Origin of the sequence: Bacillus sp. JHAA, assembly GCF_036961585.1 — a bacterium.
Taxonomy (GTDB): Bacteria; Bacillota; Bacilli; order Bacillales; family Bacillaceae; genus Bacillus; species Bacillus velezensis.
Genome location: NZ_JBAMDE010000007.1, coordinates 203454 through 218406, shown reverse-complemented (window position 1 = coordinate 218406; position 14953 = coordinate 203454). Strand labels below are relative to the sequence as shown.

The window sequence follows — 14953 nt, the reverse complement described above, 5'->3', positions numbered from 1 at the left end:
ACGATTGTCAGAGGTTTTGTTGATTATTTTGCTTCCAGCCTGCGGATGCGCTCATCGAGATCAGGGTGTGTGGAGAACAGTGACGAATGCTTCTTGCCGTTAATTTTTAACGTCTGCACCGCCGTCTGGTCCTCTTCATTCACATGTCCTGTATAAGACTTCAGCGTACGCAGGGCGTGAATCATTTTATCCTTGCCGGCAAGGTCTGCACCGCCGCGGTCAGCGTGAAACTCTCTATGGCGCGAGTAGGCGAAGACGACAAGACTGCCGAGAATGGAAAAGATAATCTGAAACACGATCATCGCGATAAAATGAACGACCGGCGCGAGGTCTTCTTTGACAAAGCGGCTTGCAACCCATGCCGCGATTCGGGAAAGGAATACGACGAACGTATTGACGATTCCCTGCAGCAGCGTCATCGTGACCATATCACCGTTTGTGATGTGTGCGACTTCATGGGCAAGGACCCCTTCCACCGCAGCATCATCCATCTGCTGCAATAAACCTGAAGAAACCGCGACAAGCGAACGGCGCTTAGAAGGTCCGGTCGCAAAAGCATTGACCTCCGGGGAATGATAAATGCCGACTTCAGGCATTTTCGTCATCCCTGCGGCACGGGACAATCTGTGCACGCGGTCAACCAATTGCTGTTCTTCATAGTTGAGCGACTGTTTCTTCGGATTTAACACCCGGACGCCCATCATCGTTTTGGCCATCCATCTGGACATTCCGAGTGAAATAAAAGAACCGACAAAACCGACGACAAGACTGAACACGAGCAATGCCATCAGATCAATGCGGCCATTTTGTATATACGAGCCGACACCGGTAACGCTTGTAATAATCGTAAGCACAATTCCGATTGTCGTAATGACCAAAAGGTTCGTTAAAATAAACAGAAATATTCTTTTCGCCATAATTACCTCCGTCTTTTTTAAGATCAAAAGAACTTATTTACTTAAATTATAAATGATCTGTTTGAAAATGCAACAATTTCGACGTATGATGTTAATGTAATTCTCAGTGATATTAAAAAAAGTGAACACGTAATCAATCAGAGGTGAACCATGAACACGTTTAAACTGACCCGAACTGATATGGTCCGGCTTCTTTACGCGCTAAAAGGCCAAGGAGACGCAACCCCTCTCCAAATCTTATTGCAATCAGCGGATATGACCTTGGATGAAGCGGAAAGCCGTCTGCATATCCCTGAATTTCTGACGAGATTCGAACGAAAAAAAGAGAAAAAGGAGTACGGGCTTTCAACTAACGAGATTGTCGAGCTGGGAAATCTGTGCGAGCTGACGTCTTTAAAATCAACCGCCGTCCAAAACTGGGTGAAGCGCGATATTAAAGATTTAATCGGCCACCCCTTACTCGGCAAAAAATATACAATTGAACAAGCTGTCATCCTTCTCATTGTACGTGATTTAAAATCAATTTATGACTTCGAACATATACGCGGCATATTAAAAATCGCTTTTAACACGATCACAGACAGATCAGACGACGTCATCAGCCCGATCAGCTACTATGAAAGCTGCGCCCAAGTGATTGATTATCTTCATCATAAGGCAAACCCGCCGATGAAGGAAACGAGCCTGCAGGAGCTCGTCGAAGAGCAGACGGACAAGCTCAAAGGCTGCTTTAAAGAACTCGGAAGCGGACAATGGAACAATATCAGATCCATAATCGCCGTCACGGTGCTCTCCGTTTTGACTTTCCATATTCAAGCCTCAGCCTACAAAATGACCAGCCATTTATTATAATTCATAACGCTTCTTCGCCCCGGTGTCTGCGCCGGGGTTTTTTTGTTGTACAACAATTGCCAGCATAATCAATACCGTTCCGTTTGAAACTAAAACGCGAAAACACATCTTGCCAGAGAAAAGGAGATGAAAAAGATGGCGAGCAGAAATAAACTCTTAGTTCCAGGGGCTGAGCAGGCACTTGACCAATTTAAATACGAAGTGGCTCAAGAATTCGGCGTGAACCTTAGCTCTGATACAGCAGCACGCGCAAACGGCTCTGTAGGCGGGGAAATGACAAAACGTCTTGTACAGCAGGCTCAATCACAATTAAACGGGAAAAATCAATAATGCAGCTTATTCGCCGGGACTTCTCGGCGAATTTTGATATTTATCGGCATTCTCCTTTCCGTGCCGGTAGCCGTTCGGATTCCTTCGGTCTGACGAATCTTCATGATGCCGATAGGATTCCCAATGTTCATTGCGATCATGATTCCAGTAATGATTGTAATACTTTTGCTTAGGCTCTTTGTCATTTCCGTTTTCCTGAGGATTTTGTGTTGGGGGCTGCTCTGTTTCCCCATCTTGTTCCTTCTGTGTGTTTTCCTCTGATCCGGAAGCTGCATTTTTTTCGGTTTGCTGATTGCCGTCCTGACTGTCCGGCTTCGCTTCTTCCGTACCGGGCGTTGTTTCATTGTTTCCCGGCTTCTCTGCTGCCTTTTCTTCATCAGGAGCTGTCTTTTCATCAACCGCCGGCTTGTCTGTGTCCGGCTGCTCGCTTTGATCAGCGTCTGTTTCGGTATCTTTTTGATCTGTTTCATTGCCGTCGGTCTGCTTTTCAGGCTGTTTTTCTTCTGTTTTCTTTTCGTTTCTTCTTATGTAGCTGCCTGTTGACATCCCTTCCTGTTTTGCTTTTTCTCTTGTTTCCATATCAGATTCAAGCGATTGGACCTGGTAGGTGCCCTTATATTTTTCAGTCATGTCGTCCAGCTGTTTTTTAACGCCTTTTTTATATGTATTGTCATCTGTATTTTCATAAACCGTGGAAATTAAAATCTCTTTTGATTCCTTTACATATCCATGCTTGCTGCAATCGGTAATAATATTACTGATGACTTCCTTAAAATCGCTGCTTTTCCAATCTCCGATGTCACTGATGACCTGTTTGGCGTCATGGTTCAGCGGTGTCAGTTCAATGACTTCATATTTGCTGTTTAAAGCCATTTCAATGCTGGGATTAATGTCAAGCGTCATATACGCGTAAGCTTTGTTATCAGAAAAAACCGGGAGCAAAATTAAAATAAACAAAATAATAGCAGTCATCGTAAATACTCCCAATTTAAAAGGGCGCAGTTTCAGAAAATCAAAAAAGCTGGCCCTTCTTCCCATACGCGTTTCGCCTTCGAACGTAATTTCCTCTCCGATTTCACAAGTGCGGTGATCATTTTTTGTTTTTAAAAATTGTCCGTCAGGGGTTAGCAACGTGACGAATTTTTTATTTTTCTCTACTATGATCCCTCTTCTCATGAGTGCAACACCCCTTTAAGATAATCTTTTAAATAAATATAATCACCGGTAATAATAATACTCATGGCGATGATATATTTTCGGTTCCGTTCGATCGTTTTTCTGCTGACCGACACGAGCTGCTCCAGCTGCTTGACAGGAAGCTGTTTTTTCTGGTGCAAAATGGACGCCAGCTCTTCATTTTCAACAAGCGTGTAGGCTACCTTAATCGCATTCTGCCTCGCATCTGTATGCTTCGGCGATTGTTCCAGCAGCTCTTTAAAAGACAGGCCGTATTCTTTCAGCTGCTTCTGAAAAAAAAGAATTTCTTCCCGGCGCTGTTCCTGTTCTATCTGTTTGCGGTATTCATCAATGGAAAGCTCCGCTTCGATAAGGCTCTGCGAAGATTCCTGGTCGTCGCCTTCCTGCACATCCATATTGATATGCTGAGCGGTTCTTGCTTCTTTTCTGATATAATCTATCACTTTTCTTTTTATAATCAGCTCTGCAAATGCAAGCAGCGAATTACCTTTTTCAGCCGAATATTTTTCAATGGCTTCGTTAAACGCGATCAGCCCGATGCTGAATTCGTCGTCTTTTTCATCTATATATCGTTTACAAACGGATGAAACCGTCTTCGCGATAAAAGGCTTATATTGCTGTATTAAATCGTTCTGCAGATCTTTGTCGCCTTTTTGTATTTTTTCAACAGATGTTTCAAGCGTTTGCTTCTTTTTTCCCAATTTAAACAAAAGGCTAAGCACTGGTTTCACCTCAGTTCCTCCCTATAACTACTCATAATCATAGCTAATTTAGTAGGGATTCGCAAAGGAAGAAAAAGAGAAATCGATTTCATTTGTCTCAATTATGACAAGCCAATAAGACGTACTATACATGATTTCGTGCCCCCATGCAGAATTAAGGGGGTTTTCTCTGTGTTTTTTGTAACAATGCTGTTATAAAATTGTTATCATATGTCTTAAATGTAAGCGTTTCAAACAAAAAAGGGAACCTGCTTTTTAAAAAGCCAGACTCCCTTTTTGATCATTTTACGCGTGTTCTCTTTTTTCCGATTCCGCGCCAGACTCTATTTGTTTTGCTCCTGACATAAACCATCCGCAAACCGCAATGGTAGCCAGAACCGCCCAGAAAATGATTTTCCAGGCCGCCGAATGGATGACATCTGCCGGAATGATACCGAGTTCCTCATGGGCCAATGTATAAAGAGCGAGCTTCACGCCTACCCATCCGACAATCACAAATGCCGCCGTTTCAAGGCCCGGCTTGGTTTTTAGTAAGGATACGAACATTGATGCAGCAAAACGCATAATGATTAAACCGATTACGCCGCCGGCTAAAATAACGAGAAACTGACCGCCGTCCAAGCCGCCGATGGCAGGAAGCTGAGTTCCCGGGAGCGTTACGGCAAGCGCGACCGCCGCTAAAATGGAGTCAACGGCAAAAGCGATGTCCGCGAGCTCCACTTTCAAGACTGTCTGCCAAAACCCGCTTTCTTTCTGCATTTTTTGACCGGCGTTATCTTTAAATACATACCGCTTCAGCAAATGGCTGACCGCAATGTAAAACAGATATAAAGCGCCGACGGCCTGGACCTGCCAAACATTCACCAGAAAAGAAATGGCGAACAGCGACCCGAAACGCAAAATAAATGCGCCCGCCAATCCGTAAAATAAAGCCTTCTTCCTTTGTTTTTCAGGAAGATGCTTCACCATCACAGCCATCACCAGCGCGTTATCCGCCGCCAAAATCCCTTCCAGCCCGATTAAAACGAGAAGAACCCATCCATACTCCAATAATAATGCAAAGTCCAATCCATTCCCTCCGTTTCTTTTTTCTATCATCCGAGCTTATACCGGCGGTTTTTTACGCAAAAAAGACCTTTGCCGATATAAGGCAAAGGTCTTGCTAGACATGAATGATTGGCATGCCAACAAAGCCGATGGATATGATCCATGAATTGACGACTTTGTTTCCGGAATATCCGGACGCTACTCCCCTTTGGGATTTCAAGAAATATTTGTTTATACGCTCATGATAAAGCCTGTTTCATCATTTGTCAACGCTTAACTTTTTTAACAAATTGAGAAATTTTTTCTGTTTTGGCCCGCTGTTTTCTTCTCTTTAAAAACATCCAAAGAATGAGAAGCAACACAATGAATATACCGAGCGGCAGCATATATTGATCGAGAATGGAACCGACGCTTTTCCAATTTTCCCCGAGTTTCATTCCGAGGTATACGTAAGCAAATGTAATCGGCAGCATCGCTGCATATGTATATAGAGAGAACACCCAGACATTCATCTTCGCAATGCCGCACGGTAAAGAAATCAGCGTCCTGACCCCCGGTATAAAACGGCCGCTGAACGCGACCAAACCTCCGTGCTTCTGAAAGAAATCATCTGATTTCTGCAGGGATTCGGGTTTTATCCATATATACTTTCCATATTTCAGCAAAAACGGCCGACCGCCCAGCCTGCCGATTCCATATAAGACAAGCGGACCTGAAACACCGCCGAGCGAACCGGCAAACACGGTCCCGGCAAGCGTCATATCCCCTTTTGAGACCCAATAGCCCGCAAGCGGAAGAACAATTTCCGCCGGGATGAATTCTATACTGAGCGCCAAAAAAATTCCGGCGTAAGATAAGCTTTTAAACGCTTCAATTATTGATATGATGAAATCTTCGATGATCTATCACTCCCGGCTTACGTCTATATTCCGAAACTTAAGAATGATTTTAACACAAAACCTTGAGTCTGAAATATCTTTTAGACATGCCCGTTATAAATGTGAGTCGTTTCAGATCGGTATAGCGGGAGGGAATGACATGCGCAATACAACGTCCCGCCTGTCTCCTGATTGCTTGTCTGGCGGCGGTTATATCACTTAAGTTCTCCGGAAAAATTACCCTTCGCGGTAAGCGGCGGCTGACCGCGGATTCAGTTCATATGGGAGCGGGAAATTTTCTCAGTCACTACATGGGAATGCGGGGCATTTCCCGGGGAATGATTTTGTATAATCTTTTTGATTACCACTGATGGTTTTCAGGGACTTCAGCGCTTTAAAGAACTTACCGATTCACTAATTGTAAATAAAGAATTCATTTCCTTTTCAGCCGACCATTTCCGCCTGAGGAAATGGAACAGCATACGCTCCATGAAGCGCCGCATCACCCATAAGTTGCTACACATGGAACGGACCCGTTTATCCACAATAAAGACAAAAAGGAGTTTTTATTCATGCACACGATGTGGAAGGGTTCGATCAGTTTCGGCCTCGTCAATATCCCGGTCAAGCTCTTCGCGGCCACTGAAGATAAAGATATAAAATTCCGCAGTCTTCATAAAGAAGACCATGCGCCGATTAAATACGAAAAAATCTGCACCGGATGTGAAAAGAGTCTGGAACCTGATGAAATCGTGAAAGGCTATGAGTATGTAAAAGGGAAATACGTCATTATGACAGACGAAGACTTGAAAGACGTAAAACAGGAACATGAAGAAAAAGCGGTTGAGATTGTTGACTTTGTCCAGCTGCAGGAAATTGATCCGATTTATTTTAACCGGTCGTATTATGTCGGGCCGGGAGATAACGGCACAAAAGCCTATACACTTCTGCGGGAAGCGCTGAGGACGACGGGTAAAATCGGGATTGCCTCCATTACGATCCGCTCTAAACAGCAGCTTGCGATTCTTCGCGTGTATGACAACTGCATCGTGATGGAATCCATTCATTATCCGGATGAAGTCAGAAATGCCGGACATGTGCCGGGCGTTCCCGAGCAGACAGCCGTTAATGAAAAAGAGCTGCAGACGGCGATTACGTTAATTAATGAGCTGACAACCGAGTTTGACCCGGAACAATACGAAGATACGTACCGGAAAGCCCTTCTCGCTAAAATTAACGATAAGCTCGAACATGAAGAAGCGGGCGTGACACCGGCTGCTGCCGGCCCGCGCGAAGATGTCATCGATCTTGTCAGCGCGCTTCAGGCAAGCATTGACCGGACGAAGCGGCCGGATCGCGAACAGGCTGCACCGGCGCGGCCAAAAGACGCCGCGTCAGCAGGCGGCGGAGGCAAAAAGCAGAAGACGACCAGACAAAAAGCCGGAACGTCTTAATCATGGTGCTGACGATGCAGCCGATTTTGACCTCTGTACCGCCTGAAGGCAGTGAGTGGCGCTATGAGGTAAAGTATGACGGATTCCGCTGTCTTCTCCGCATAGACGAAAGCGGCGTTACATTAACCAGCAGAAACGGACAGACGCTGACGAATCAATTTCCGGAAATCACGGTTTTTGCGGCCCGGTGTTTTCAGCACATGAAAGACAGGTTCCCCATTACGCTTGACGGAGAGCTTGTCTATTTAATCAATCCGTACAGAGCGGACTTTGAGCATCTTCAAATCCGCGGACGTTTAAAACGGACGGAAGCAATTGAACGCACCGCTGATAGACGGCCGTGCCGCTTTCTGGCATTTGATCTCCTCGTTCTGGAAGGCGCCGGCACCGTCTCATTACCGTATGTGAAACGGAAACGCGCCCTTTCCAAACTGCTTAAAGAAGCAAATCTTCCCGCCTGCCCTCATCACTTAGCGGAAGAAGCGATTCAATACATTCCGGAACACACTGAATTTGATGCGCTTTGGGACAAGGTCGTCCGCCATGACGGAGAAGGTATCGTAGCAAAAAGGGCTTCCAGCGGCTGGGCGGAAAATAAACGGTCTCCCGACTGGCAAAAGTATAAACATATGAAAACGGCACATGTGCTATTAACCGGGTTTAATCCGAAGAACGGGTATATAACGGCCTCTGTTTTAAAAGACGGCACCGCCGTCCCGATCGCGTCCGTTTCCCACGGCATGCAGGCGGAAGAAAAAAACGCCGTCAGAACCATTATGGAGACCCACGGAAAAAAACAAAAAAGCGGCGAGTATACACTTGAGCCTTCTATCTGCATGACCGTGCAGTATTTAACCATATTGCAGGACACGCTGCGTGAAGTATCTTTTGTGTCTTTTCAGTTTGAAATGGATTGGACGGAATGCACGTATCAGCAGCTTATCCTCCGCTCTAAAACGCTGCCGCCGAAGCTGCAGTTCACAAGCCTGGATAAGATTGTTTTTAAAAAACGTGAAAAAACGAAAGCAGATTTCCTTAGTTATATGGTGAAAATGAGCGATTTTCTTATGCCCTTTCTTAAAGATCGGGCCGTCACGGTGATCCGTTATCCGCACGGCGCGCCTGGCGAATCTTTTTTTCAAAAAAACAAACCGGACTACACGCCGGACTTTGTCTCAAGCGTGTTTGACGGGAGCCACGAGCACATCGTATGCAGCAGCATACCGTCACTTTTATGGCTGGCTAATCAGCTGGCGCTTGAATTTCACGTTCCGTTTCAGACAGTGCATTCTGAAAGGCCCGCAGAAATCGTCATTGATCTTGATCCTCCGTCAAGGAATGATTTTCCTATGGCAGTGGAGGCTGCGCATGTGCTGAAACAGCTGTTTGACTCATTCAGCATTACGTCATTCCCGAAGCTCTCCGGAAATAAAGGCATTCAGCTCTACATCCCGCTTTCACCGGAAGCATTCACCTATGAAGAAACCCGTGCGTTCACAATGCTCATCGCCGATTATTGCGTCAGGACGCGGCCGGATCTTTTTACGACAGAGCGGTTTATCAAAAACCGAAACGGCAGGCTCTACCTAGATTACTTGCAGCATGCCGAAGGGAAAACCATTATCGCCCCCTATTCGACCCGGGGCAACGAATTGGGAACGGTTGCGGCTCCCCTTTATTGGAGCGAAGTCAACTCCTCTTTAACACCTGATGATTATACGATCGATACAGTAGTGAACCGCGTCAGGACAGAGGGAGATCCGTTTTATGATTTTTACCGGAATCCGCAGGACGGCCCGCTTTCAATCGTGCTTGAGCAAATCAAGAGAAAGAGCTGACGCTTTTTGTCAGCTCTTTTCAGTCTGATACGTGCACATCAATTTTTCTTTGGAAATAAATAAATAGCAGGAGTAAGGAATGTTTCTGAGGGTGAGCTGTTTTGCAGTAAAGTATAAAATGGGAATATGGGCCGCTTTCTTAAACAGCCTGTAGCAGCCGCTGGACGGTTTTATCACATCAAAACCGAGTCTCGCCGCTCCTTTATGAAGCATTGTAATGCCGACGACTCCCTTAATCTCGTCTTTCCGTTTATGCTGGTTAATATAATCCGCTAAATGAGGCATGGATTGATATACCTTCTGATATAGCATAATCCCCCTTCTGACCGCGCTTTCAATAGGCTGCAGCTCTTTCAGGAGTTTGACATTATGAAGATGAATCTTAACTAACACGTCGTTTTTTTTAATTCTGGTTCCGTCGCTCAGGATGACATCTTTTCCTTTATATCTAGTCAAACGGACGCGGAATACATTCGATTGCCGTTTATCAATCAGCGTCAGCCGGGTAAAGAAGAAATAAAGCGGATCAAGTAAGTACCATATAGACAGCAGACAGCTTCTCACATGTTCACCTTCTTTATATTCAAAGCACCCTCATATTTTGGCATGGGGCATGTCACATTATGATTGGTAAATAATGATGCCGACCTGTATCAGCTTATGCAAAAACCGCTTCAGGCTCTACTGTCCGGAACAGAAAAAAACACTCTTCGTGAAGAAGAGTGTCTGTATCCGCTTTCTTTTAACGGAAAAGCAAATGCTGGCTGTGAATTCCCGCTTTTTTCAGTAAGGCTATCAGCTGTTCCTGTTCCTCAGGCATAAGTCCTGAAAACGCTCTCGCAATTCTCAATGAATGAATCGGATAAATTTTATCCAAATACTCGTTTCCTTTATCAGTTAAATGGGCGTAAACAGACCGTTTGTCCTTAGGGTCTTGTTCTCTGACCAAAAACCCGTTTCTTTCAAGCTTGTCGATGACATAGGTAACATTCCCGCTGACAAGCAAAAGACGCGACCCGATTTGCTGAAGCTTTTGCGGTCCTCTCGTATAGAGCAGCTCCAAAACGGCAAATTCAGTCGGATTAAAACCGTGTTCTTTACTGTCGCGGATGCTGTGTTCAGACACACTCTTGAAAGCCCTTGCAAAAACTTTGTACAAATTCATCGAACGCATCACTTCTTCTTCGTTAAATGATAATCTCATCATATCTACCCCGTATTTAAGATTTTTATAAAAAAATAATGTAAACCCTTACAATTCATAAGAGTCGTTCTTTGTTTTATATTCTATTCGTGCCGTTTTTCAGAATTCCTTCTTTTTTATATAAAAAAATACCCTTATACATCATTTAATTTGTATAAGGGTTCCGTTCTTTATAGGGAATGTTCCGAAAAAAATACGCGTATTCCTTTCTCAGCTCCGTAATTGTCATGGAATTGAGTATTTCTTTCGTATAGACTCCGATCTGCAGAAGCTTTTTGGAATAATGGTTTCTCTCTTTGTCCAATGCATTTTGAAGCAAACGACTCATGGCAGCCTCCTTTGTTTTCCGTTATTCTATGATCAGAATAACGCTTTTATATCAAAGACGTATAAAGCCATTGTAAAACTTCTGTAGATTATGATGTTTTTCGGTAAAGTCCGTTCTGAACGGCTCTGAGCAGCGGAAAAGCGTGTTCCCCGGCAATCTGCATGAACGCCTCCAGCATTTCATCACGTTTCATATCTAATTCAATGATTTCTTTTGCCAGCGAAACCGCTTTTTCTTTCTCCATTCCTATCCTTCCTCCTCATTGTGTCTGTACAGTAAGCATAAAACGGGGCACAGGACCATGCATTAACCTTGTCAATTTTTCTGCCGCTTTTTTTCTAAAATTTTCTATTCCGCGTCAGAAAACCTGACAAGCGTCAGGTTTTTTCTCTTTTTTTCTTATATAATATGAGTAAAAGACATCCAGGGGTGGAAAAATGACGACAGACGAACAATCTTACAAAGATAAAAAAGTAATCTCGATCGGCATTGTAAGCGAATTAACCGGATTGTCAGTCAGACAGATCAGATACTATGAAGAACGGAAATTAATCTATCCGCAGCGTTCATCACGGGGAACGAGAAAGTATTCCTTCGCGGACGTTGAGCGGCTGATGGATATTGCCAACAAGCGGGAAGACGGCGTGCAGACGGCTGAGATTTTAAAAGACATGCGAAAAAAAGAACAGGCTCTCAAAAACGACCCGCAGCTCCGCAAAAAAATGCTGGAAGGACAGCTTAATGCTCATTTTAAGTATAAAAACCGCTGATCAAAAAAGTCCGCCTCCTGTGAGACGGACTTTTTTTATAAAGCATGAAGAAATGCAGTTGCAATGCCGAAATAAATTAATAAGGACAAAATATCGTTCAGCGTCGTAATCAGCGGTCCTGATGCAATCGCCGGGTCAATGTTCAGTTTATGAAGAATAATAGGGACGATCGTTCCGGCCATCGTACCGATAATCAACGTTGCAAGCAGCGATGAACCGACGACAAAACCGAGCGTTAAGTCTTTCTGCCAGACGGTTGCGACAATCGTAATCGCGATCGCACAGACGATGCCGATGTAGATACCGGTTCTTAATTCACGGAAAATCAGTTTAAAGATGGTTTTTTTATTCATTTCTTCTTTAGCCAGTCCTCTGATGACGACGGCGAGTGACTGTGTGCCTGTATTACCCGTCGTTCCCGCAATCATTGGCATGAAAAACGCGAGGGCGACGACTTTTTGCAATGTATCTTCAAAATAATTCAGAATGCTTCCGGAAATCAATCCGATAAACAAAAGCAGAATGAGCCACGGCAAACGGCGGTACGCCGCAACGTACGCTTTCGTATCAAATGTAATCGCCTTACCGGAGGCTGCGAATTTTTCGTAATCTTCATCGGCTTCTTTAATCACGACGTCAATAATATCATCGACAGTGACAATACCGACAAGCACATGATTTTCTTCCACGATCGGAATGGCTAAAAAGTCATACCGCTGGATCAGCCGGGCGACTTCTTCCTGGTCTTGGAGCACCCCGGCCGAGATGACACGCGTAAACATGAGATCCTGCACTTTATCCTCAGGCTCGCCGAGAATTAAATCTCTGTAAGAGAGCACTCCGACAAGCTGCTTGCTGTCATTAATTACGTACAAATAATTTATTGATTCTGCGATTTCTGCAAAGCTTTTCAGCTTCACAACCGCATCTTTTACTGTATAATGCTGCGGAATCCAGACGAAGCGGTTCGTCATCATCCGTCCCGCCGATTCTTGCGGATAGTTCATCAAAAGCTGCACGGCCTTTGATTCCTCAGCCTCCATGCTGGATAAAAGCTGTTCTTTCAGTTCTTCATCCATCTCTTCCAGCAATGCGGCGAGATCGTCGTTATCCATTTTATTCATTGCGAGAGTGGCTTTCGTTTTACCGACTTTATGCAAAACGGCAAGCTGAAATTCCCGCTCCAGCTCTCCGATCATGTCGGTGATGTCATCAACCGTCATATATGACAGATAGCGGGCCCGGTGCTTTTCCGGCATTTCTTTAAACAAAAATGCCATGTCATAGGGCTGAAGCTCATCTATCATGTTTCGGAATTCTTTTATTTTTCCGTCCCGCAATAAAATGATAATGCGTAATATGAGTTCGTCATAGGTCATGTTTTGGACCATCGGGACTCGTACCTCCTTTACGGAGACGCGCCGTCCGTCAAGGGAAGTGCGGCGGTTTGTCTCCTCATCATGTCGTCACTGGTTATCTGGCTGTATATGGGTACTTCTTCTGACATACTCGAATGGGGAGAATCCATACTCCGCACCTCCTTATCATGCTCAGTCGTGTACGTTTTGAGGCATAAAAAAAACCTTCTGATATGAAGGCGAAAACAAGCACGGCAAATAAACGTGCGGGGCCTCCAATCGTAGAGCTTTAGCACTGTATGGCATAGGACAGCCATCCAGCTGCGTTAAGAATCACCTTATGTCGATGATTCCTGTTGACCCATTGGCGTCTTTGGACATTTTTGGGCAGCAGCGTATCTCCATACAGGAGCCTCACCTAACGAAGTTCTTATTTGAATTGACACACTGAGATTACAGAAAAAAAAGGAATGTGTCAACCTTAAATTTGTGATTTCAGCACATGCCTATAAAATAATCGGAATAAAGGCATAAAGCCCTTATTCCGGCAAATCGCTTTCATCCTCTTCTGAAAGGAAATGATAGGATTCATGCAGCATGAGCGCGTACTCCCCTTCTTTTGTCGGATGCGGTACATACTCAGCCTCGTTGATATACTGCTCTTCCCTTTTCTTCATATGACAGACCTCCTGTTCAATTTTAGATTGTCCAAAAGAAGACCCGTTATCATAGGAAAAAAATCACTTGCGGAGCGGGACATGCAGCTATATTTTTCGGATCGTGAAAAAGTTCCTAAGCAGCCACGGGCCCGGTTTGAAACCGAGCGTTAATTGCCACGCGCCGATCGCCTGCAGTCCGAACTCCCGAACGAGAACCATTTTTTCACTCATGCTCCGCACATCCTCAAACCACACTTCATGCGTTCTTCCATTTTCATCAGTATACCGGAAGTAAGGGGAACGCTCCTGCTGGGAATAACGGATCACTGATTGATGCTTCATTGCCGTTTCCATGGCGCGCTGATTGGAGATGGCGGATCCGATCGTTCCGGGACGGTACGGAATCACCCAATCATACCCGTACAGCGGAACACCGAGAATCACTTTTCTTCTCGGCACCCTGCTGATGGCAAAATTGATCGTTTGCCTGACCTCTGTCAAAGGCGCCACGGGTCCCGGCTCACTGCCGGCGTGGTGCCAGTCGTACGCCATAATGAACATATAATCGACGACGGTTCCGATTCCGCCGTAATCATATCCCCTCAGCCACGGCACTGCATCACTTGTTTTCGCCGGAACCGATATCGTTAACGCGAGCTGATGCTCTGAAAGCCGGGTTTTTAACTGCCGGAGAAATCCTGTGAAGAGGTCCCTGTCAGCTTCTCTGACCCGTTCAAAATCGATATTTACACCGCCGTACCCCTTTCTTACGGTTAAGGAGACGATATTGTTGACGAGATTCGTTCTTGCCGTCGGATTTTGCAGCACTTGATGGGCTAATTCCGGACTGAATCCCCCTTCTGTCAGATTCGTAATGACGGCAAGCGGACGCACTCTGTTCTGCCATGTGGTTTCTATTGCGGTTCTGTCGTTTAAATCGTTAATGATATCTCCATTCGGGCCAAAATGATATTCAAACAAAGAAATCGCCGAAGAATACGGCGCAAAATCATTAATTAGCTCTCTATCCGCTTCAGGCGTCCGAATGACATAAAATTGCAGGGTTCCCGCAAGATAGTTAGAGATATCAGGAATCTTCACTTTCATACCCGCCCGCAGCCGGTTCGGCGGAATATCCGGGTTTGCCTGCATCAGCTGCATCTGCGGCACATAAGCCTTACCTGCGATAACGGCATACGTATCATTCGGCTGAACCGTATATTCATTAAGAGGGATTAAAAGCGCCTGCCCCGGAACGATATTCGTTTCCTCAAGCCCGTTGACGCTTCTGATGCTGTCAACAGGGTATCCGTACTTTCTGCTGATGGAAAATAACGAGTCACCAGACTGCACTGTATGAACAAACATAGATGTCCTCCGTTTCCTTTTGATCAAAAGG

General features: G+C 45.1%; 17 protein-coding genes and 1 riboswitch. Of the genes, 5 read left to right on the top strand and 12 right to left on the bottom strand.

Annotated elements, in window-relative coordinates:
• Nucleotides 1-23: 23 nt before the first annotated feature.
• Complete coding sequence (gene htpX, locus V7728_RS16945; RefSeq protein ID WP_020955720.1) at nucleotides 24-917, bottom strand: protease HtpX; 894 nt, start codon at nucleotides 915-917, stop codon at nucleotides 24-26.
• 150 nt (nucleotides 918-1067) lie between these two features.
• On the opposite strand from htpX, the gene V7728_RS16940 reads away from it, so the two are divergent.
• The gene (locus V7728_RS16940) at nucleotides 1068-1769 is read left to right on the top strand and encodes a DUF1836 domain-containing protein (protein ID WP_007407208.1); all 702 of its coding nucleotides are present in this window, start codon (nucleotides 1068-1070) and stop codon (nucleotides 1767-1769) included.
• A gap of 135 nt (nucleotides 1770-1904) precedes the next feature.
• On the top strand, nucleotides 1905-2099 hold the full coding sequence (locus tag V7728_RS16935; RefSeq protein WP_003154717.1) for an alpha/beta-type small acid-soluble spore protein: 195 nt from the start codon (nucleotides 1905-1907) through the stop codon (nucleotides 2097-2099).
• A gap of 6 nt (nucleotides 2100-2105) precedes the next feature.
• Here V7728_RS16935 and V7728_RS16930 read toward each other — a convergent pair whose 3' ends face one another.
• The 4 genes from V7728_RS16930 to V7728_RS16915 form a co-directional block, all read right to left on the bottom strand.
• Nucleotides 2106-3275 carry an anti-sigma-I factor RsgI family protein gene (locus V7728_RS16930; protein ID WP_099566688.1) on the bottom strand — a complete coding sequence of 390 codons (1170 nt, stop codon included), beginning with the start codon at nucleotides 3273-3275 and terminating at the stop codon, nucleotides 2106-2108.
• Nucleotides 3272-4027: an RNA polymerase sigma factor SigI gene (sigI, locus tag V7728_RS16925; RefSeq protein ID WP_003154719.1), complete on the bottom strand. Its 756-nt coding sequence runs from the start codon at nucleotides 4025-4027 to the stop codon at nucleotides 3272-3274. The genes V7728_RS16930 and sigI overlap by 4 nt, the downstream gene beginning before the upstream one ends.
• Before the next feature lie 276 nt (nucleotides 4028-4303).
• Complete coding sequence (locus V7728_RS16920) at nucleotides 4304-5086, bottom strand: TerC family protein (RefSeq protein WP_099566687.1); 783 nt, start codon at nucleotides 5084-5086, stop codon at nucleotides 4304-4306.
• Between the two features lie 245 nt (nucleotides 5087-5331).
• Nucleotides 5332-5967 carry a DedA family protein gene (locus tag V7728_RS16915; RefSeq protein WP_369878818.1) on the bottom strand — a complete coding sequence of 212 codons (636 nt, stop codon included), beginning with the start codon at nucleotides 5965-5967 and terminating at the stop codon, nucleotides 5332-5334.
• A gap of 548 nt (nucleotides 5968-6515) precedes the next feature.
• Here V7728_RS16915 and ku point away from each other — a divergent pair.
• Together ku and V7728_RS16905 are read left to right on the top strand one after the other, a co-directional pair.
• Nucleotides 6516-7397 (top strand): non-homologous end joining protein Ku, encoded by an 882-nt coding sequence (gene ku, locus V7728_RS16910; RefSeq protein ID WP_015239724.1) that lies wholly within the window; start codon nucleotides 6516-6518, stop codon nucleotides 7395-7397.
• A gap of 2 nt (nucleotides 7398-7399) precedes the next feature.
• On the top strand, nucleotides 7400-9235 hold the full coding sequence (locus tag V7728_RS16905) for a DNA ligase D (protein WP_099566686.1): 1836 nt from the start codon (nucleotides 7400-7402) through the stop codon (nucleotides 9233-9235).
• A 9-nt stretch (nucleotides 9236-9244) separates the two neighbouring features.
• On the opposite strand, the gene V7728_RS16900 is transcribed toward V7728_RS16905, so the two are convergent.
• From V7728_RS16900 to V7728_RS16885, 4 genes are all read right to left on the bottom strand, one after another.
• The gene (locus V7728_RS16900; protein ID WP_099566685.1) at nucleotides 9245-9799 is read right to left on the bottom strand and encodes a YkoP family protein; all 555 of its coding nucleotides are present in this window, start codon (nucleotides 9797-9799) and stop codon (nucleotides 9245-9247) included.
• A 178-nt stretch (nucleotides 9800-9977) separates the two neighbouring features.
• On the bottom strand, nucleotides 9978-10442 hold the full coding sequence (locus tag V7728_RS16895; RefSeq protein WP_007610911.1) for a MarR family winged helix-turn-helix transcriptional regulator: 465 nt from the start codon (nucleotides 10440-10442) through the stop codon (nucleotides 9978-9980).
• Between the two features lie 142 nt (nucleotides 10443-10584).
• The gene (locus V7728_RS16890; RefSeq protein ID WP_003154731.1) at nucleotides 10585-10767 is read right to left on the bottom strand and encodes a Fur-regulated basic protein FbpA; all 183 of its coding nucleotides are present in this window, start codon (nucleotides 10765-10767) and stop codon (nucleotides 10585-10587) included.
• Between the two features lie 88 nt (nucleotides 10768-10855).
• Entirely contained in the window at nucleotides 10856-11011 is a 156-nt protein-coding gene (locus V7728_RS16885; protein ID WP_099566684.1) for a hypothetical protein, read from the bottom strand.
• Between the two features lie 193 nt (nucleotides 11012-11204).
• On the opposite strand from V7728_RS16885, the gene tnrA reads away from it, so the two are divergent.
• Nucleotides 11205-11537: a MerR family transcriptional regulator TnrA gene (gene tnrA / locus V7728_RS16880; protein WP_003154734.1), complete on the top strand. Its 333-nt coding sequence runs from the start codon at nucleotides 11205-11207 to the stop codon at nucleotides 11535-11537.
• Between the two features lie 35 nt (nucleotides 11538-11572).
• Here tnrA and mgtE read toward each other — a convergent pair whose 3' ends face one another.
• The 3 genes from mgtE to V7728_RS16865 form a co-directional block, all read right to left on the bottom strand.
• Nucleotides 11573-12928, bottom strand: a complete 1356-nt coding sequence (gene mgtE, locus V7728_RS16875) for a magnesium transporter (RefSeq protein ID WP_012117400.1) — start codon at nucleotides 12926-12928, stop codon at nucleotides 11573-11575.
• A 234-nt stretch (nucleotides 12929-13162) separates the two neighbouring features.
• A riboswitch (M-box (ykoK) riboswitch) is annotated at nucleotides 13163-13328 on the bottom strand.
• A 106-nt stretch (nucleotides 13329-13434) separates the two neighbouring features.
• On the bottom strand, nucleotides 13435-13572 hold the full coding sequence (locus V7728_RS16870; RefSeq protein ID WP_003154740.1) for a transcriptional regulator SplA domain-containing protein: 138 nt from the start codon (nucleotides 13570-13572) through the stop codon (nucleotides 13435-13437).
• Nucleotides 13573-13659: 87 nt separating this feature from the next.
• Complete coding sequence (locus tag V7728_RS16865; RefSeq protein ID WP_015239721.1) at nucleotides 13660-14922, bottom strand: glycoside hydrolase family 18 protein; 1263 nt, start codon at nucleotides 14920-14922, stop codon at nucleotides 13660-13662.
• Nucleotides 14923-14953: the final 31 nt, after the last annotated feature.